The 17699-nt window shown below is 55.7% G+C and carries 15 protein-coding genes; 13 read left to right on the top strand and 2 right to left on the bottom strand.

Translation table 11 applies throughout. The features are described 5' to 3' along the window. The first annotated feature begins 714 nt into the window (after positions 1-714). Together WCO56_23120 and WCO56_23115 are read left to right on the top strand one after the other, a co-directional pair. Positions 715-1749 (top strand): aldo/keto reductase, encoded by a 1035-nt coding sequence (locus WCO56_23120; GenBank protein ID MEI7732482.1) that lies wholly within the window; start codon positions 715-717, stop codon positions 1747-1749. Between the two features lie 267 nt (positions 1750-2016). Continuing rightward, the gene (locus WCO56_23115; protein ID MEI7732481.1) at positions 2017-2346 is read left to right on the top strand and encodes a DUF4404 family protein; all 330 of its coding nucleotides are present in this window, start codon (positions 2017-2019) and stop codon (positions 2344-2346) included. On the opposite strand, the gene WCO56_23110 is transcribed toward WCO56_23115, so the two are convergent. Together WCO56_23110 and WCO56_23105 are read right to left on the bottom strand one after the other, a co-directional pair. Continuing rightward, positions 2347-3606 (bottom strand): patatin-like phospholipase family protein, encoded by a 1260-nt coding sequence (locus WCO56_23110; GenBank protein ID MEI7732480.1) that lies wholly within the window; start codon positions 3604-3606, stop codon positions 2347-2349. A 145-nt stretch (positions 3607-3751) separates the two neighbouring features. Beyond that, a complete protein-coding gene (locus WCO56_23105) occupies positions 3752-4639 on the bottom strand; it encodes an AraC family transcriptional regulator (protein MEI7732479.1) in 888 nt (295 codons plus the stop codon). Between WCO56_23105 and WCO56_23100 the strand changes: the two genes are divergently transcribed. The 11 genes from WCO56_23100 to WCO56_23050 form a co-directional block, all read left to right on the top strand. Beyond that, a complete protein-coding gene (locus WCO56_23100) occupies positions 4638-5990 on the top strand; it encodes an MFS transporter (GenBank protein MEI7732478.1) in 1353 nt (450 codons plus the stop codon). The genes WCO56_23105 and WCO56_23100 overlap by 2 nt on opposite strands. 18 nt (positions 5991-6008) lie before the next feature. After that, entirely contained in the window at positions 6009-7478 is a 1470-nt protein-coding gene (locus WCO56_23095; protein ID MEI7732477.1) for a BNR-4 repeat-containing protein, read from the top strand. A gap of 36 nt (positions 7479-7514) precedes the next feature. Further along, positions 7515-8705, top strand: coding sequence for an enolase C-terminal domain-like protein (locus tag WCO56_23090; protein ID MEI7732476.1), 1191 nt, complete (start codon positions 7515-7517; stop codon positions 8703-8705). Positions 8706-8779: 74 nt separating this feature from the next. Then, complete coding sequence (locus WCO56_23085) at positions 8780-10156, top strand: endo-1,4-beta-xylanase (protein ID MEI7732475.1); 1377 nt, start codon at positions 8780-8782, stop codon at positions 10154-10156. A gap of 3 nt (positions 10157-10159) precedes the next feature. Further along, positions 10160-10927 carry an SDR family oxidoreductase gene (locus WCO56_23080; protein ID MEI7732474.1) on the top strand — a complete coding sequence of 256 codons (768 nt, stop codon included), beginning with the start codon at positions 10160-10162 and terminating at the stop codon, positions 10925-10927. Between the two features lie 41 nt (positions 10928-10968). Then, a complete protein-coding gene (locus WCO56_23075) occupies positions 10969-12903 on the top strand; it encodes a hypothetical protein (GenBank protein ID MEI7732473.1) in 1935 nt (644 codons plus the stop codon). Positions 12904-12972: 69 nt separating this feature from the next. Then, positions 12973-13683 carry an RraA family protein gene (locus tag WCO56_23070; GenBank protein MEI7732472.1) on the top strand — a complete coding sequence of 237 codons (711 nt, stop codon included), beginning with the start codon at positions 12973-12975 and terminating at the stop codon, positions 13681-13683. Between the two features lie 118 nt (positions 13684-13801). Next, positions 13802-14590: a GxxExxY protein gene (locus WCO56_23065; protein MEI7732471.1), complete on the top strand. Its 789-nt coding sequence runs from the start codon at positions 13802-13804 to the stop codon at positions 14588-14590. Positions 14591-14664: 74 nt separating this feature from the next. After that, positions 14665-15876, top strand: coding sequence for an MFS transporter (locus tag WCO56_23060; GenBank protein MEI7732470.1), 1212 nt, complete (start codon positions 14665-14667; stop codon positions 15874-15876). Positions 15877-15906: 30 nt separating this feature from the next. Next, positions 15907-17355, top strand: a complete 1449-nt coding sequence (locus WCO56_23055; GenBank protein ID MEI7732469.1) for a beta-galactosidase — start codon at positions 15907-15909, stop codon at positions 17353-17355. A 112-nt stretch (positions 17356-17467) separates the two neighbouring features. Next, positions 17468-17699 (top strand): hypothetical protein (locus tag WCO56_23050; GenBank protein MEI7732468.1); only part of this gene is annotated, 232 nt, incomplete at its 3' end.

The following is a 17699-nucleotide window of genomic DNA, read 5'->3' as shown; positions in this document are numbered from 1 at the left end:
TGCGCCTGGTGTTCAAATTGGTATCAAGCTAAATCTGGCAGATGCGGTGTTCTGATCCTCATACGTGGCGGTGCAGTTGGAGGCGTCGATCCCCATCCACCACGGGTGAAAAGTCCGTCTCGCCAAACAGACGACCTTCCTAACCTTCAGAAGCCCATCCTTGCCACACGGATGACCTTCTTAACCTTAAAAAGCCAATCCTTACCACGCGGATGACCTTCTTAAGCTTGAAAAGCCCATCCTTGCCACACGGATGACCTTCTTAACCTTAAAAAGCCCGTCCTTGCCACACGGATGACCTTCTTAACCTTAAAAAGCCCGTCCTTGCCACACGGATGACCTTCCTAAGCTTCAGAAGCCAATCCTTGCCATTAGGATGACCTTCCTAAGCATCTAAACCTGATGGGAATTTGCATTAGAGCAATTCCATAAAACACGTGGCCGATCGACGTCAGTCGGAGCTGATATTCTGCCCGGCTATACCATGAGCAGCTTTGGTTTTCAGAGCGGCGTCATTATTTAAACCGCTCTAGCCGTTGTCAGGCGGCCAGGGGGCAGATAGAATCATGATGTTTTCACTTGTCTCGTGGTGGTAAATTATGGAGTCGAGAGGACGCCTTCTCACTGGTCCATGAAACAACGCGCGAAACGATCATGCGGGATATAACTCTGGTGGCATGAATAGCCCCGCCCTTGGGCGCGTCCGAATAAAAGATGAATTCTGAGGCCGACAATCTGGAAACGCATGCGCCGTCCATCACCCGGCGGGCGTTCCTGCACGCTGCCGCCGTGGCGGCGGCGGCTCCCGGTTTGGGCGCACTGGCTGCGGAGGCGGTGCCGCCACCCCCCACCGGGTTGCCCCGGAGAATCCTGGGCAAAACCGGTCAGGAAGTCACCATCCTTGGCTTGGGCTGCGCGTATCTGACCATGGATAAGGAGCACCGGAACCACCGCGCGGGAGAGGCCTACACCCGCGCCCTCATCGAAACCGCGCTGGATGGCGGCATTCGCTATTTCGACGTCGCCCCCAATTACCATCAGGCCGAAGTGCGGCTGGGGCCGTTGCTGGCGCCGGTGCGGGACAAGGTCTTTCTGGTGACCAAGCTTGATCACGCCGATGCGCGCGGCGCGGAGGAGGATTTGACCCGCAGCCTCAAACTCCTCCAAACCGATCACGTGGATTTGCTGTTGCTGCATGCCGTGGGGCTCTCCACGTTCGAAGACCTCGAAGCCTTGCAGGGACCACGCAGCGCGCTGGCGTTTCTGCGCCAGGCCCGGCAGAAAGGGTTGACCCGCTTCATCGGCTTCAGCTCCCATCCCGCCCAGATACCGGAGCAGGTGAAACTCCTGTCCGACCTCGGCGCGGATGTCATCCAGCCGTTCATCAACTACCTCTCGCGGGCGGAAAACAACCTGGAAGAAACCCTCGTCGCCGCCGCCCACCAACAGAAGCTCGGCGTGGTGGCCATGAAAGTGCTGGGCGGGCAGGGACAACTGGCGGACGACTATGACCGCGCCTTCCGGTACGCGCTGAGCGTTCCGGGCGTCCAGTGCGCCCTGATTGGCGCCAGCAGCATTGCGGAAGTCCAGCGGGCCGTCAAAGCCGCCCGCGATTTCCGTCCGCTGACGGCAATAGAAATGGCAGAAACCATCGCCTTGGGCCGAAAAATGCTCGGCGGCAATCCGAAAAAGACCGCCCAACTCCGCCTGCATTACCCCCGGGACCTGGGCGAAGTGCGCTGGGCTTGATTTCGGACCATTGTCCTAGTCGAACCCTTTTTTGTCTCCCAAAACACACACCACTACACCGCTCAAACCGGTGTGGTTTTGGTGTGCTTTTCCACCAGCCCGCAACCGCTGGCTCCAGCCGGAATTTAGGATAATCCCCGCAATTCATTCAGGCATCAATCCAATGGCGAAAAACCTTAACTCCCGCATTGCCAGCGGGCGGGTTCTAAAATATATTACCACAGGCTCATAAATGAGCCGCCAATAATGGCCAATGACTTAATTTTTATGATTCATGACACCATCCGCCAACTGGAGGCCGGTTTGCAGAGCAACCAAATCCCGGAGGGGAAACGCGCCGAACTGGTCGCGCTGCTCGCCACGCTACGAGCGGAAGTGCAGTCGCTGGATTCGACGCACCCCGAGCAGGCCCGTAGCATTGCCGGTTTTACACATATTTCCACCCATGAAGCCACCCGGCTGGAAAAGAATCCGGGGGCATTGGCACACGCGCTGGCCGGTCTGCGGTCATCGGTCGCCGGCTTTGAACAATCGAATCCCCGGCTGGTCCAGGCGGTGAACTCCGTCTGCACCGCCCTCGCCAACCTGGGAATCTGATCACTTGATTTTCGACGGGAGGGAGCCAGCAGAATCCGGCGTGGCAAACTCCAAGCCCGGCGGTTTGTGCTGCCATGGATAATGGTGCATTGCCAACACGTAACCAATATCAAACAAACGCCGCATGATGGCTGGATCAAATTCATCGTCCCGATCCGTGTCAATATCATCGGGAATGTACGCAAAGTGAAACTCGGCAGGCTGATCCTTGATGGCCTCATAAATTCGCACCACCGAACCCACCCCCTGCGATTTTACCAGTGTCGAAATCGAACGGAGGCCAATTTCATGGATGCGGGGGCGGACGGTTTTATTGTCGGGGGCGATTTTACTGTTGCGAATCACGAACACCCGAATGTGTTTGTTGGTATCCAAACTGGCCAGGTTTTTCATGGGAACGCCGCAAATAAACACCTGATTGATGGTGCCACCATCCACATGCATTTCTTCAAACACGCGCTCGCCCACCCGGACATCAAAATACTGCGGTGGAAAAGCCATCGGGATTGAAGCGGACGCGATCAGCACCTTGCGGAACAACGCCACCGCGCGCGGGTTGAAAGACGTGGTGACCCGTGGTTCGCCATTGACAGCGTTGGTGCGATGCGCCACGGCATGACACGCGATGGCGCCCATATCCCAGACGACTGGGCGCTGAGCGTCCAGATTAGCGGTGGCCACGTAAAGACGGCGTCCCTGAAGGTGTTCCGCCGCCACGGCGGCAATCATCTCCTCCGAGTAATACCGTTTCACCAGTCGTTCCAACGGCTCAGTAGTAGCCAGCGATTCACCGAACAGAATCCGCATCAAGCTGTTCAGTTTGAAAATATCCTTGGAGGAAATTTTGGTGTAACATGCCTTCAACTGATCATCAAAGTCCGGCCCCAGAAAGGCATAGGGTGACATCAACGCGCCCGTGCTGATCCCCGTGACCACTTTGAATTTGGGCCGTTCGCCGGTTCTGGACCACCCACAGAGCAACCCGGCGCCATAAGCGCCGTCCCCACCTCCACCCGATAAGGCCAGATAATCCACCGTATTAACGTCCACTCCAGCTTTGCCTGCGATGGCAGGCTCGGATTTTTCCGGCTGGCTGTCAATCATCGCTTTGAGTGACGCCTGGTCATCGCCCCAAGCCCGCACATTGGGAAACTCCGGCATCGTCACACTTTTTTCCAATCCCGGCGGGGTGGTGGTGCGCAGTCGCACAGTCTGCAAGGCTCCGCAGCCGCAAAGCTGGCACAAGGACAAAATTAACATTAAACGCCCCCCCCGTTGCAGGGCAGACGACACAACCATCCTCTTCAACAAAACATTCATAATTCCAAGCATTTTGCCCCGCCATTATTCATATCCTATCAGGGAAAGCAAGCTCCTGATTACGCGGTCAGATCGCCCCCCGCAATCAAGCGTCACCGCGTTGGAAATACTGTTGGCGATACTCGCCGGGAGTGCGTTTGAGGCGGTGTTTAAACCAGCGGGTAAAATGGGCCGGTGAACTGAAACCCAAGTCGGCACTAATGGTCTTCATCGGCCGCACGGATTGCTCCAGCAACATGACAGCCGCCTGCAGTCGGCGTTCTTCATAGCGTTCGCGTGGCGGTTTCCCCAGATGCTGGGTAAACAAGCGGTTCAGGTGGGATACACTCAGACCGGTACTTTTTGCCAAAGCGGTTTGCCGAAACGGCCGGTTCAACGCATGCTGCTCAATCAATAGCAGCGCCTTGGCCAACCGGGCATCCACCGAGTAAGGCCGCACGGTCGTCAGTCCCATCCGGGTCATCGCTCGACTATGGATGCGGAGCCACTCGGCAAAAGCCCAATGAATTTCCCAATGGTGGTCCAACGTGCCGGTTTCCAAGAACAGGTGGTTGCTGGCCTGGGGGAACATCCGTTCCACCGTCTCGCAAAGGGCAATGGCCGCGCGTCCCAACTCCGGCATGGCCTTGGCCTCCAGAATCCGGGTATCCGCCATTTCATACAGGGATTGTCCGCCCGGCCAGTCTATGCGGAAACTGATTGAGAGAATACGGGCATCCTGGGAAAAACGCTGAATCCGTCCAATATTGGGAGGAAACATCCATTGTCCGGCAGTAGCACGGCGGACCTGGTGTCCGCAACGAACTTCCACCCATCCGGCCAGCATCCACCACGCGGTGAGTTTGGTGTCTTGAGTGGTTACGTAGCGGCCCATCGGATGTACTTCGCCGCGATATGCCCAGAAAAGCTGAGGATGCAAGGAGGACCACTCCTGCAGGCGCGGAACAGCTTCAATCTGGGTAACACGACTCATGAGAAGAAAGTATAAGTATTTGAGCAAGAATGGCAACCCCAAAACCTTGCTTCTGAATAGCTATTCCGCAACTTTCTCCTTGATGCACATGCGTGTCCCAACATCGCTACCTGCCGCCCCAGCCCAACCTGCTTGGTACAAGTGGGAATTGCTGGTTTTGCTGTGGTTGGCCTTTTTTCTGCACCAGGGGGACCGCCAGATTTACAACTCGGTTATTCCGCTCATCAAAACTGATCTGGGCCTGGATGATGTCCAACTCGGTTTGATCGGTTCCATTTTTACCCTGGTGTATGGCGTGCTGGTGCCGGTGGCCGGCTTTATCGGCGACATTCTGCCGCGCAAGTGGATCGTGGTGATGAGCCTGCTGATTTTCAGCATTGGCACGACGCTATCCGGCCTGAGTTCCGGGCTGATCATGCTCGTGCTTTTTCGTAGCGTGACGACCGGTGGTGGCGAGGCGTTTTTCTATCCGTCTGCCACCTCGCTGCTGGCGCAATTCCATGACAAAACGCGCGCCTTGGCGCTGGCTATTCTACAAACCGCCCTGTATGTCGGCATCACCGCCAGCGGACTGATTGCCGGGTATATTGGCGAACGCTACGGCTGGCGCACCGCATTCTTCGCCTTTGGCGGCGTGGGCGTACTTTGGGCAGGCGTGGCGGCCTGGCGGTTACGTAACACGCCGCAGGTTCGCGCAGCAGCACCGCAGACACAACCTCGGATTCCCTTGAATGAGGTGCTGTGGTATGTGCTGCGACGCCCTTCGGTCTGGCTGCTCAGCCTGGCTTTTGGCGCCATGGTGTATGTGAACATCGGGTACCTCACCTGGGCTCCGACCTTTCTGCACGAGAATTTCAAACTATCGCTGGCCAACGCCGGTTTTTCCTCCATGTTTTATCATCATCTCTTTGCCTTTTTCGGTGTGCTGATCGGCGGAAAGATTGCGGATCGCCTGGCGGAAAAACGGCCATCCATCCGTATGGAAGCCAATTTTCTGGGCCTGCTCTGCGGCGCCCCGTTCATCTACTGGCTGGGACAAGCACCCAGCGTGGAAATCAGCTATATCGCGCTGGCCGGATTTGGGTTATTCCGAGGCATCTACGATTCCAACCTTTTCGCGTCGTTATTTGATGTGGTCGAGCCCCGGCTACGGGCATCAGCCACGGGATTGATGCTTTCGTTCGCTTTTGTCATCGGCTCTCTGGCTCCCACGGTTTTGGGCTGGATGAAGATGCGGGTGGGGCTGGCAACCGGCCTATCGTCCCTGGCCTGGTTCTACCTGTTTGGCGCCCTCTCCATCCTAATTGCGGTGAAGTTCTTTTTGAAACGGGATTATGTGAGGAAAAAATAAACTAAAACCAATGATACCATGAACAATTTGTGTCGCACGTTAGCTGTAAGCAAGGCCGCCACTATTCACCCAGCCCCCATTGAACGCCGCGTATTTTTGCGCCGGTGCTTGGGAACTGCCATCGTAGCTCAATGCAGCGGTCCTTTACTGGCTCTAGCTGCGGAACCGGAACTTGTCACCGCCACCGCCAAAGACTCGGGTTATCGGGGTATCTGGTTTGAGCTGGGACAAAAATCCGAGTTTGGTGACAAATACTCAGGCGGGCTCGCCACCTACACGGCCAATCACGTACCAATCGCCATTTACGCCAAAGAAGTTGAGAAAACCTTTTTTGTTTATGGTGGGGCCAAAGACGGCAAACGGCACCTGCTGGCCATGGCATCGTATTACGATCATCGCAAGCACGTGGTACCCCGCCCCACCATTGTGCATGACAAGAATGGCGTGGATGATCCGCATGATAATCCCAGCCTTTGCCTGGATGGACAGGGATACCTATGGGTATTTGTCAGTGGTCGCGCCAAGGTTCGGCCCGGATTTATTTATCGCAGCACCAAACCTTACAGCACCGACGCCTTTGAGCAGGTGGGGCAACGAGAATTTACCTATCCGCAGGCACGTTGGGTGGAAGGACTGGGATTCCTGTTTTTATTTACGAAATACACCAAGGGACGGGAGCTGTATTACAGCACCAGTCCGGATGGCCGCACATGGGCGCCGGATAAGAAATTTGCCGGCATGGGTGGGCATTACCAAACGAGCCACCTGATTGGCAAACGGGTAATCACAGCCTTCAACATGCATCCCGGAGGCAACGTGGACAAGCGGACCAATCTGTATTACCTGCAGACGGATGATTTTGGAAAAACCTGGTGTAACGTGCGCGGGGAATCCGTGGAACTGCCGCTCAGTCAGGCACAAAACCCAGCTCTCGTGCGCGATTATCAGGCCGAAAAACAACTGGTCTATATCCATGATCTGGACTTGGACGCACAAGGCCGGCCAGTGATTCTTTTCAACACCTCAAACGATTTCAAACCGGGCCCGAGCGGTGATCCACGTTGGCTGACCGTGGCACGCTGGTCCGGGGAACAGTGGAACTACACGCAGGTAACCAAGGTAAACCACAACTACAGTACCGGCTCAATTTACTTTGAAAACGATGGCCACTGGCGGGTCATTGCGCCCACAGAAAAGGGGCCACAGCCGGTGGGTTCTGGCGCTGAAATCGCCATCTGGACCAGCGACGACAACGGCAAGACCTGGAAGCAACGATCCCAAGTTACCCGTGGTAGCGCCCTGAATCACAATTATGTCCGGCGGCCAATGAATGCTCACGCGGACTTTTACGCCTTCTGGGCGGATGGCAATCCGGACAAACTCTCCAAGTCACAACTCTATTTCGCAAATCGCGATGGCGATAAAGTATGGCGCCTGCCTTACGATATGACCGGTGAGTTCGGCGAACCCGAGCGGGTCAAATATTAATCCCCAAACAACAACCCAACCTATCATTGCGAACTTATGAAAATCACTGATTTAAAAACGCGCACAGTGGCAATTCCCCTGAACGCGCAGCTGCGCCACAACACCGGGGTACATCCCGGCTATTTTCTCCGCACCATCCTGGAGGTGATCACCGACGAGGGGATCGTGGGACTGGGAGAAGTGGGTGGCGGCGATCAGCGCGGGGCGCTGCAAAAACTCAAGCCGCGCATTCTCGGACTGGATCCTTTTCATCTGGGCATTATCAAACAAAAGGTTCTGCGCAGTATCTATTATCTTTCAAACGCGCGCCTGTATGCAGCCATCGAGATGGCATGCCTGGATATCCAAGGCAAGGCCATGAACCGGCCCTTGGGCGATCTCCTTGGCGGTGCAGTGCGCGACCGGGTGCCATTCATCGCGTATTTGTTCTGGCGCTATGATCGGCCAGGCGGAGGCCACGATGAACGCGCGGAGGATATGGCCGATCTATGCGAGCAATTGCATGAGGATTTGGGCGTCAAGGCCATGAAACTCAAAGCTGGCGTGATGGACCCCATGGAGGAAGCCCGGGTTTGCGAGTTGTGCCGGACGCGACTCGGTGACCGGTTCGGGCTGCGCATTGATCCCAACGGCGTGTGGTCGGTGCCCACGGCGGTACAAGTCGGCAAACGGCTTGAACCGCTAAACATGGAATACTTTGAAGATCCATCATGGGGACTGGAAGGCAACGCGGCAGTGCGTCAAAAAATTCGTATCCCGATTGCCACGAACATGTATCCGGCCCGGTTTGATGACCTTGGTCCGGCCATCCGGATGGGAGCCGTGGATATCGTGCTCACAGATCTGCATTACTGGGAAGGCCCGCGTGGCGTCAAAGATCTCGAAGCAGTTTGCCGCACATTTAACCTGGGAGTTGCCATGCACAGCGGGGCGGAATTCGGCATTGAACTCGCCGCCATGATTCACACCGCGTCCACCATCCCCACCATGACCTTTGCCGGAGACGCGCATTATCATTACCTGACCGATGACATCATCCAGGGTGGACTGATGAAATATAAGGATGGCTGTATCAAAGTGCCAACCGGTCCCGGCCTGGGCGTGGCACTGGATGAAGAGAAGATGAAAAAATACGAGCGTTATTACGAGGAAAAGGGCGATTACTACGCGCGATTCCATCAGGATCCGTATCAACCGGAGTGGTTCCCGATGGTGGGAAGCATTTAAAATGATCTTAACCGAATTATTCCGGCGCGCCGGCATTCGTTAAGGCAATACGACAAGCAAATCGGCATCAAACCATGAAACTGATCCAATTCCTAAAGGTACGGGGGGGAATCCTGTCGGCGATGACGGCGATCTCCCTGATACTATGCAACATTCCAGCTCAAGCAGCCACCCCGGAAGCCTACCAAAAACAATGGCGGGACCCCGCTTTACTCAAGCGCGTTACGGATAATATTGAAAAGTACCGCAAGGGCGACCTGGTGCTGGAACTCGCGGATTCTGCCGGAAAACCACTAGTCGGAGCCGAGGTGACCGTGCATCAAACCGGTCACGAATTTCTGTTTGGTTGTAACGCCTTCGTGCTGGGACAAATGAAGGAAATGGAACCACGCTACGAGGAGGCCTTCCTCCGCTTGTTCAATTTCGCCACGGTACCATTCTACTGGGAGGGCACGGAGCCGAAACCGGGCGAACTGCGATATGTGGAACCCGCGTCTGACATGTGGCGCCGACCGCCGCCGGATCGCTTCATTCCATTTGCCGCAAAGCACGGGATTACGCTCAAAGGGCATCCATTGTTATGGCATGCGTATAACCCCAATTGGTTGCCCAAGGACGCCAATGAACTGCGCGCCCTTTACCAGAAACGCTTCCGCGAAATCAGCAGCCGCTTTGGCGACAAAATCCCCATCTGGGATGTGGTGAATGAATCACTAGTGTGCCGTACCAATTATCCGCTGTACACGCCGGACCACGCTTATGTGGGGTGGGCCTTCAAGGAAGCGGTCCCGTTGTTCCCAGCAGGCAACACCATGATGATCAATGAGGTGACCAGCTTTAATTTCATATCCGCAGATAAGAACCCCTATCTTTCCCAGATAAAAAATTTACTGGCGGACGGCGCGCAAATTCGTGGCATCGGTCTGCAATATCATTACTTCCGGCGCGCGGCACTGGATAAATTCCTCGTCAGTGCGAACTGTAACCCGGCAAAAATGCTGGACCTCTACGAAGCGCTGGCCGACTTCCAGCTACCCTTGTTTATAACGGAAATTACCATCCCCTCAGCCGGATCGGAAGGCGAAGCGTTGCAAGCGCAGGTCGTCAGCGATCATTACCGGCTGTGGTTCAGCGCGCCCACCATGGCGGGCATCACCTGGTGGAACTTGGGCGACGGCACAGCGGTTAAAGGCGAAAACGAAGCCATGGGCGGGCTCATGGACGGAGAACTCAAGCCCAAGGCGGCATATCAGGCGCTAGACCACCTCATTAATGAGGAATGGAAAACCCAGGCCAAGGCGCAAACCGATGCCCAAGGCACGACTCGGATACGTGGTTTCTATGGTAAATATCAGGTTTCCGTGACCAGCGGTAATGTGACCCGCCAGTTTGAAATCCAACATTCCGGCAAACATCAGCAGCCGCATCGGTTGACCATTGCAAAACCCTGATTTATGAGTGTTAAAGCCACCTTGCAATTAAATGGGCGGCGCGCCCTGGTAACCGGCTCCGGCCAAGGCATCGGTCGCGCGATCGCGGCGGCGCTGGCGGAGTTCGGTGCGGACGTGATGGTTCATTGCGCTGGAAACCTGGCCAAGGCGGAAGCGGTCCGCCGGAAAATCGAAGCCTGCGGCGTCAAATCCGGCGTGGTGGCCGCCGATCTGGCTGCGCCCGGAGCCGCCGAACAAATCCTCCAAGCCACCCGGGCCGCCATTGGTGACCCGGACATCCTGGTACTCAACGCTTCAGTACAAATCCGCAAGCCCTGGCAGCAAATCACGGCTGAGGATTTTCGCCAACAGGTGGAGGTGAATTTCGGTTCCTGCCTGTGGCTGATCCAGCGTTGCGCGCCAGCCATGCAGACCAATAAATGGGGGCGAATCCTGACCCTCGGCAGCGTGCAACAAGTCAAACCACACCCGGAGATGCAGGTGTATTCCGCCACCAAATCGGCGCTGGTGAATCTCTGCCGCAGTCTGGCGCCGCAACTGGCGAAGGACGGCATCACCATTAACAATCTGGCACCCGGGGCGATCGCCACCGGGCGCAACGAAAAAGCGTTGGCCGATGAGCCGTACCTCGCCAAAGTGCTGGAGAAAATCCCGGCCGGGTACATCGGAGAGCCGCAGGATTGCGCTGGCCTTGCAGTGTTGCTGTGTTCCGAGGCAGGTCGTTACATCACCGGCGCGGACTTTCTGGTGGATGGAGGAATGTCCCTTTGAGTTATTCTTAAACGTACAACCTTCAAGCTCCAAATTTTCCTATGGCAAATCACATCTTAAACCGGATTTCTCCCGCCAAGTCACTCCTCGTCATCTTGGTCACTTGGTCGCTGAATTCACTCATGGATTCAATAGCCGCCGATTCTGCACCAGCCGGCTTTAAAAACTTCATCACCCGCCAGGGCAATAAGCTCTATGATGGCGACAAGGAATTTCGCTTTGTCGGCGCAAACATGCCGGGTTTGAACCTCCCGTATGACTGGACGCTGTCGTTGCCGGAACGTCTGGTTTTACCGACTCCATGGGAGCAGGAAGCTGCGTTTCAGACGCTCAGCCAAATGAATCTCAAGGTTGTGCGACTTTGGAACCTGCCCATCCGCGACCCAAAAACACATGCCAAGGACGGCCCGTTGACCTGGCATTATGTTCAAGCCCCCGGTAAATTTAACGAAGAGTCATTCAAAGTATGCGATCATTTGCTGGCGTTGGCCAACCGTTATGGGGTGCGCGTCATCTTCAGCCTTACGGCTGAATCGGGCGACTATCTGGGTGGCATCGGCACCTACGCGGATTGGCGCGGTAAAAAGCGTGAGGCCTTTTATACCGACCCGCAATTGAAAGCGGATTACCAAGCCACCGTGCGATATGTGCTGGAGCGCACCAACACTGTCACGGACGTGCCGTACCGGGAGGACAAAGCGATTCTGGCCTGGCAATTCGGCAATGAAATGCACAGCGCGAAAACGGCATGGTTGGCCGAAATGGCGGCGTTCATCAAGCAGTTGGATCGCAACCATCTCGTTTCTGAAACCCGCCATCGCCCCGGCGCGCCGTTGGAAGTGGACCCCAACATTGATTTGTACACGCGCCACTATTACCCGAACTACCCCGGTGTGGAAGATGGCTGGGCGGCCTCATGCCGGCGGGAATTTGCCAAGTTGGACGGACAACGCCCAATGTTCATCGGCGAATGGGGTCCGTATATTGACGACAAGATGTTCACCCACGCCAATGTCGTGGACAAGGTGCGTGAGTTCCTGGAGTATCTGCGCAGCGAGCCGGGAATCAGCGGTTCGTGTATCTGGAGTATGTATTTTCCACATCGCGAGGGAGGGTTTTACTGGCACCAGATCATGACCTACAAGAGCGTCTGGTCCTACCACTGGCCGGGTTTCCCCAGTGCGGATGCCCAGCGCGAAATCGGGGTCATGAGCGCCATGCGCGAAGCAGCCTATGCCATCGAAGGCAAACCGATTCCACCGGTCCCCCGGCCGGAGGCTCCGGAATTATTGCCCTGCGCGGAAATCCCAATGCTCACGTGGCGAATCGGGGTGGGCGCATCCATGTGCGAGGTACAACGCGCACCGCATGCGGCGGGGCCCTGGACGACCATTGCCACCAATGTGTACGACGGAGATGTGGCCTATCGGCCACTCTTCAGTGATAATACGGCGCGTTCGGGTGAAACATATTTCTACCGGGTGGCGGCACGAAATGACTCCGGGATTTCGGCTCCTTCCAATGTGATTGGCCCGGTACGCGTGAACCGCGTTTGCATGGTGGATGAACTCCAGGATTTTTCCCGGGCGCATTCCCGTTCCCCCCAACTGCAGCTTAACAACGACTTTAATGCGCTCTACGCCGAATACATGTTTCGTGCCCGGGGTTCCACCAACGACTGGATCATTTATCAGGTCCCCGGTATGACTGCGATCAAGGTCACTGCCTTTTACAAGGATCCATGGAACGACATTTCGTTTGAGGTGTCACCCGATGGAAAGAGCTACATCCCGCTGCCAGCCGACCGAAAAGAAAACCGGTTACCCAGTCCGCCACGCGGAGCAACTGTCGCCCAACAGCGCACGCTGGTGGAGTATGAAGCTCCGGTACCGGCGGGCCAACAATACCTGAAAATCCTCTGGAAAGGACCAGCGGAATTGGACCGCGTTGAAGTGTTCCATTCAGGCGGAAAATAACGTGATCTGCAAAAAAACTCATCCCATCCTATTATGTGCAACGAAAACCTGTTACAAAAAGAAGCGAAAATGATGAAACTGGAAAAGCTGATCGCTCAGCGCGAAAGCATTTCCACCATACCGTTCCCAGTTCCCGTCAAGGAAATGCTGAAGCGCTACGAACAACTCTACACTGGTGCCATCAGCGATGTCTTGCGGGAATTTTGCCTGCTCGACCAGGCGTTGCCGGGATACCTTCGCCCCTTGCGCGATGACGATGTGGCGGCTGGCATCGCCTTCACCGTGAAAAGCGCACCCAACGTGAAAATCACTGGTGAGATGACTTTTCGCACCAAGATGCTGGACGAAATGCACGAGGATGCATTTGTGGTTTGGGATACATCTAATGACGAAAAGGCCACGCTCTGGGGCGGCGTAATGACCGCCACCGCCTACGGCAAGGGTGTGAAAGCGGCATGCATAGACGGCGGTATTCGCGACACCAAACAGATCCTCGAAAAGCCGTTTCCCATTCATTACAAGTACCGCATCCCCACCGGCTCCCTGGGCCGGTGCCTCATCACGCATTACCAGATCCCCATCAAAATCGGCGACGTGGTCATCCGTCCTGGCGACGTGATCTTTGCGGACATTGACGGCGTCCTGTGTGTACCACGCGACATTGCCTATGATGTGCTGGTACGCGCCGAAGAAATCCGCGCCAATGAAAAGAAAATCTTCGGCTGGGTCGCCGAGGGGCAGAGCATCCACCAGATCACCGAAAAAGGAGGCTATTTTTAACGTGGACAGAAAAACAAGAGACAGAAAAACTCAACGCCGCGGATCCCCATCATGAATTCCCGTTTTTTGGTCCGCCTCGATCGCCATGCCTATTGCAGTTAAACATCCCATCCGTCGCATGTCGCAAACGGAGTTCGGTGACTTGGCTTACGAGGTGATGCGGGCGATGTTTGACATCCGCGATGAACTCGGCCGTTTTTTCGACGAGAAGATTTACAAGCGTGAACTGGCCCACTGCTTTCCTGGGGCGCATCTCGAAGTGCCTATCGAGGTGAGTTACCAAACCTTCATCAAGCCATACTTCCTCGATGTGCTCGTAAACGATGGGGCCGTGTTTGAGTTTAAAACCGTGGATATTTTGACACCGCGGCACGAATCGCAACTGCTGAACTACCTGCTCTTGGCAGAACTTGAACACGGAAAACTGATCAATCTCCGGTCGGAAACCATCGAACAAAAGTTCGTCAATACCACCCTGCATCTCGGCGAGCGGAGTCGTTTCGAAATTGATCAAAGCGGTTGGGAGCAACACGTTGGCGGTGCGAGTTGGTTCCATGAAACCATGGTGGGATTGCTTCAAGACTGGGGAACAGGCCTCGACCTGACGCTTTATGAAGACGCGTTGATTCATTTTCTTGGTGGTGAGACGGAAGCCATCCGGGAAGTGGAAGTCAGCATGTCTGATCGCAGGCTCGGTCAGCAGAAGATGCGGTTGGCTGCGCCGGGAGTTGCCTTCAAGCTCACCACACTGCCGAACCATCTGGAGGTATTCGAGGCGCACGCAACACGGTTGTTGGAACATACGAATCTCGAGGCGCTTTTGTGGGCTAACATCGGAAGGAAAACAGTGACGTTCCGGACTTTGAAACGCGGACAAATAACCAAACACAGGGGTGCCTCATCATGAATTCCCGTTTTTCTGTCCCAGGTTTTTCTGTCCGCCTCGCTCACCTTCGCTGGCTTATTCTTGGATTGCTGTTTTTGTCCACGGTCATCAATTATGTGGACCGGCAGGCTTTGTCAGTTTTGCTGCCAACGTTGCGGACTGAACTCGGGCTCTCCAGTGCGGACTACGGGACGATCACCACCGTATTTCTCGCAGCCTACACCATCGCACAGATTCCAGCGGGCATGTGGATCGACAAGATCGGAACCCGGCTCGGCTTTTGCATCTCGATCATTGGCTGGTCGCTGGCGGCAATTCTTCATGTATTTGCACGCGGCCCGCTCAGCCTGGCCATCTTCCGTGGTCTGCTCGGTGTGACCGAAGCAGGCAATTGGCCGGCTGGCACGAAAGCCGTGGCCCAATGGTTCCCACAAAAGCGTCGGGCGCTGGCCATGGCCATTTTCGACAGCGGTTCAGCAGTAGGCGCGGTCGCCGCACCGCCGCTGGTGGCATTCCTGGCGTTGCAGTTCGGCTGGCGTGCGGCATTTGCCGTGACAGGGGTGCTGGGATTTATCTGGCTGGCGGGTTGGCTATGGGTTTACCACGCGCCACAAAATCACCCCTGGCTGTCGGCGGAAGATCGAGCGACGGTACTCGCCGAAGTTGGCCCCGCTCAAAAATCCACCGGTTTTTCAGTGCCGCTGCGGCGAATCATCGGCACCCGGCCGTTGTGGGGGCTAATGGTGACACGGATGGTAGCGACGCCCGTCTGGTGGTTTTACGTCTTCTGGCTTCCCGATTACCTGAGCAATGGTCGCGGCTTTTCGTTAAAGGAGATCGGCCTCTATGGTTGGATTCCTTACCTGGCAGTGGATCTTGGCAAGATGACCGGCGGCGCGCTCTCCGACTGCTTGCTCGCACAGGGGCGCAGTGCCACATTCGCCCGTAAAGGAGTGATGCTCGTGGGAGCAATGGCCATGCTTAGCGGCATCCAAGTGGTGGATGCAGCCACAAGTGCCGCCGCCATCGCGTGGGTGTGTGTGGCGACCTTCGGCTTCGGCATGTGGAGCGCCAATATCCTTGCGCTGCACGCGGACATTTTTCCCGCTGAAACCATGGGTACTGCGGTGGGTGCAACGCTCATGGCAGCGAGCCTGGGCGGTGCGATCTTCACTTACACCGTTGGCCAGGTGGTGGATAAAGCCGGCTATGCGCCAGTCTTCTGGGTGGTCGGCCTGTTGGCGCTGGCTGCCTGCCTCGGCTTATTCTTGCTGGTTGGGCAGGCGGAGAGAATTCGTGAAAAATGACAGCTTATGAACAATTTAAACAAAGGAATTATGATGAAAACACGCAGAGTCTTAACCTGGGCACTGGCGGGCGCCGTGTGCTGTACCGCCGCAATTACGGTCGTGGCAGGGCCAAAGATTGACACCTCACCGGACCGGGCGAAGACCGCCCTGAATCCAGGCCTCAAACAGATCGGCACGATCAAGCCTCGCAGTGCCAATGAGATCTCCGGCTCGAACTGGACGCTGGGGTGTGAGACCCTGGACCGTGAATTTGCGGATTATCAGCAGTATAAGGAATACATCGTGCCATTGGGCATCAAGACCGTCCGGCTCCAAGGGGGCTGGGCCAAGACGGAAAGAGTTAAGGGAACCTATGATTTCACCTGGCTGGATACACTCATCGACGATGCCCGCAACCGTGGTCTGAACATCCTGCTGGAGACCGATTATGGAAATACGAATTACATTGGCGGCGGCGGTTGGGATTTGGCAGGCGGCTTTCCAACCTCCGAGGAGGGTTTGGCAGCATGGGATCGTTGGGTAGAGACCATGGCCACCCGATACAAGGACAAAGTCCGCGATTGGGCGATGTGGAACGAACCCGATATCAACAAGCAGCACAAACCGGAGGACATCGCCTTGTTTAACATTCGCACGGCAGAGATCATCAAGCGCGTGATCCCCGATTCACGAATCGCCGGACTCTCGCTGGCGAGTTCCAGCCCGAAGCTATTGGAAAGTTGCCTGAAGGTCCTGGCCGACAAGGGCAAGGTGGATCTCTTCCACTGGTTCATTTACCACGGCTACGCATTCAACCCGGATAGCTCTTATAAAAACGTGGAGGAACTGAAGCGTACATTGGCAAAATACTCGTCGAAACCAAAGATGCGACAGGGCGAAAATGGATGCCCATCGGAGAAAGCGACAAGGTTCGCGCTACCCAACCATCCCTGGACGGAGTTCAGCCAGGCCAAGTGGGACTTGCGTCGGATGCTGGGTGATCTGGGGCACGATGTAGAGTCGGCGGTTTTCACCATCTGCGATTTCAACCATACCGGTCGCGAAATCAACCGCAAAGGATTGCTGTGGGCTACGGCGGACAAAAAGGTGGAGAAAATCAAACTCGCCTACTACTCGGTGCAAAATGTCGTGGCGGTGTTCGACAATACACTCGAACGCATCAAAGAGCCGGCCATCACCGTGACGTATGACAAAGCGACTGCGTGTTTTGCTTACCAAAATACAAAGATTCGGCAAAACCTGGTGGTCTTGTGGGATAATTCAGGAACGCCGGACGATGCGTTCGTGACCCGCCCGGCTCAGGTCGAAATCAAGGGCCTCGCCATCAAGGAACCAGTGTGGGTGGACTTGGTTTCCGGGCGCATTTACGAAATCCCGGCGGATCGCATCACGAACGTGAGCGGAGCGACAATGTTCAAAGACATTCCCCTCTACGACGCACCGGTGTTGATTGCAGAAAAAGGAATGGTACAATGAGTCGGTCGCGTCAAGAACGCTCCAGACACGGAAAATAAGCAGGCTAACTGGAAATGAGTATTCAAACAAGTTCATGATCATAAAGAAAAGCATGGCGAATCCAACCCCAACAATGACCGCGAGGCTCCCCAGCTTGGATCGCCGCCATTTTCTAGCCATAAGTCTAACTGCTGTTTCCGCCGCTTCGCTTGGATTGCGCCTTGACGGGGCGTCCGAAGCCAATCCCGTGAAACCCAAATATCGGTATCTCACCAATGCTTCCACCCTGTCGGTGGGTGAATCTGTCACTGGTCCCGCCCGTGTCCTTGATCTAAAAGGCCGCAAGGGAATCAACCCGCAAAGCA

The organism is Verrucomicrobiota bacterium (assembly GCA_037139415.1).
GTDB lineage: Bacteria > Verrucomicrobiota > Verrucomicrobiia > Limisphaerales > Fontisphaeraceae > JBAXGN01.
Note: the sequence above shows the minus strand (reverse complement) of the source record. Positions and strands in the feature narration are given on the sequence as shown.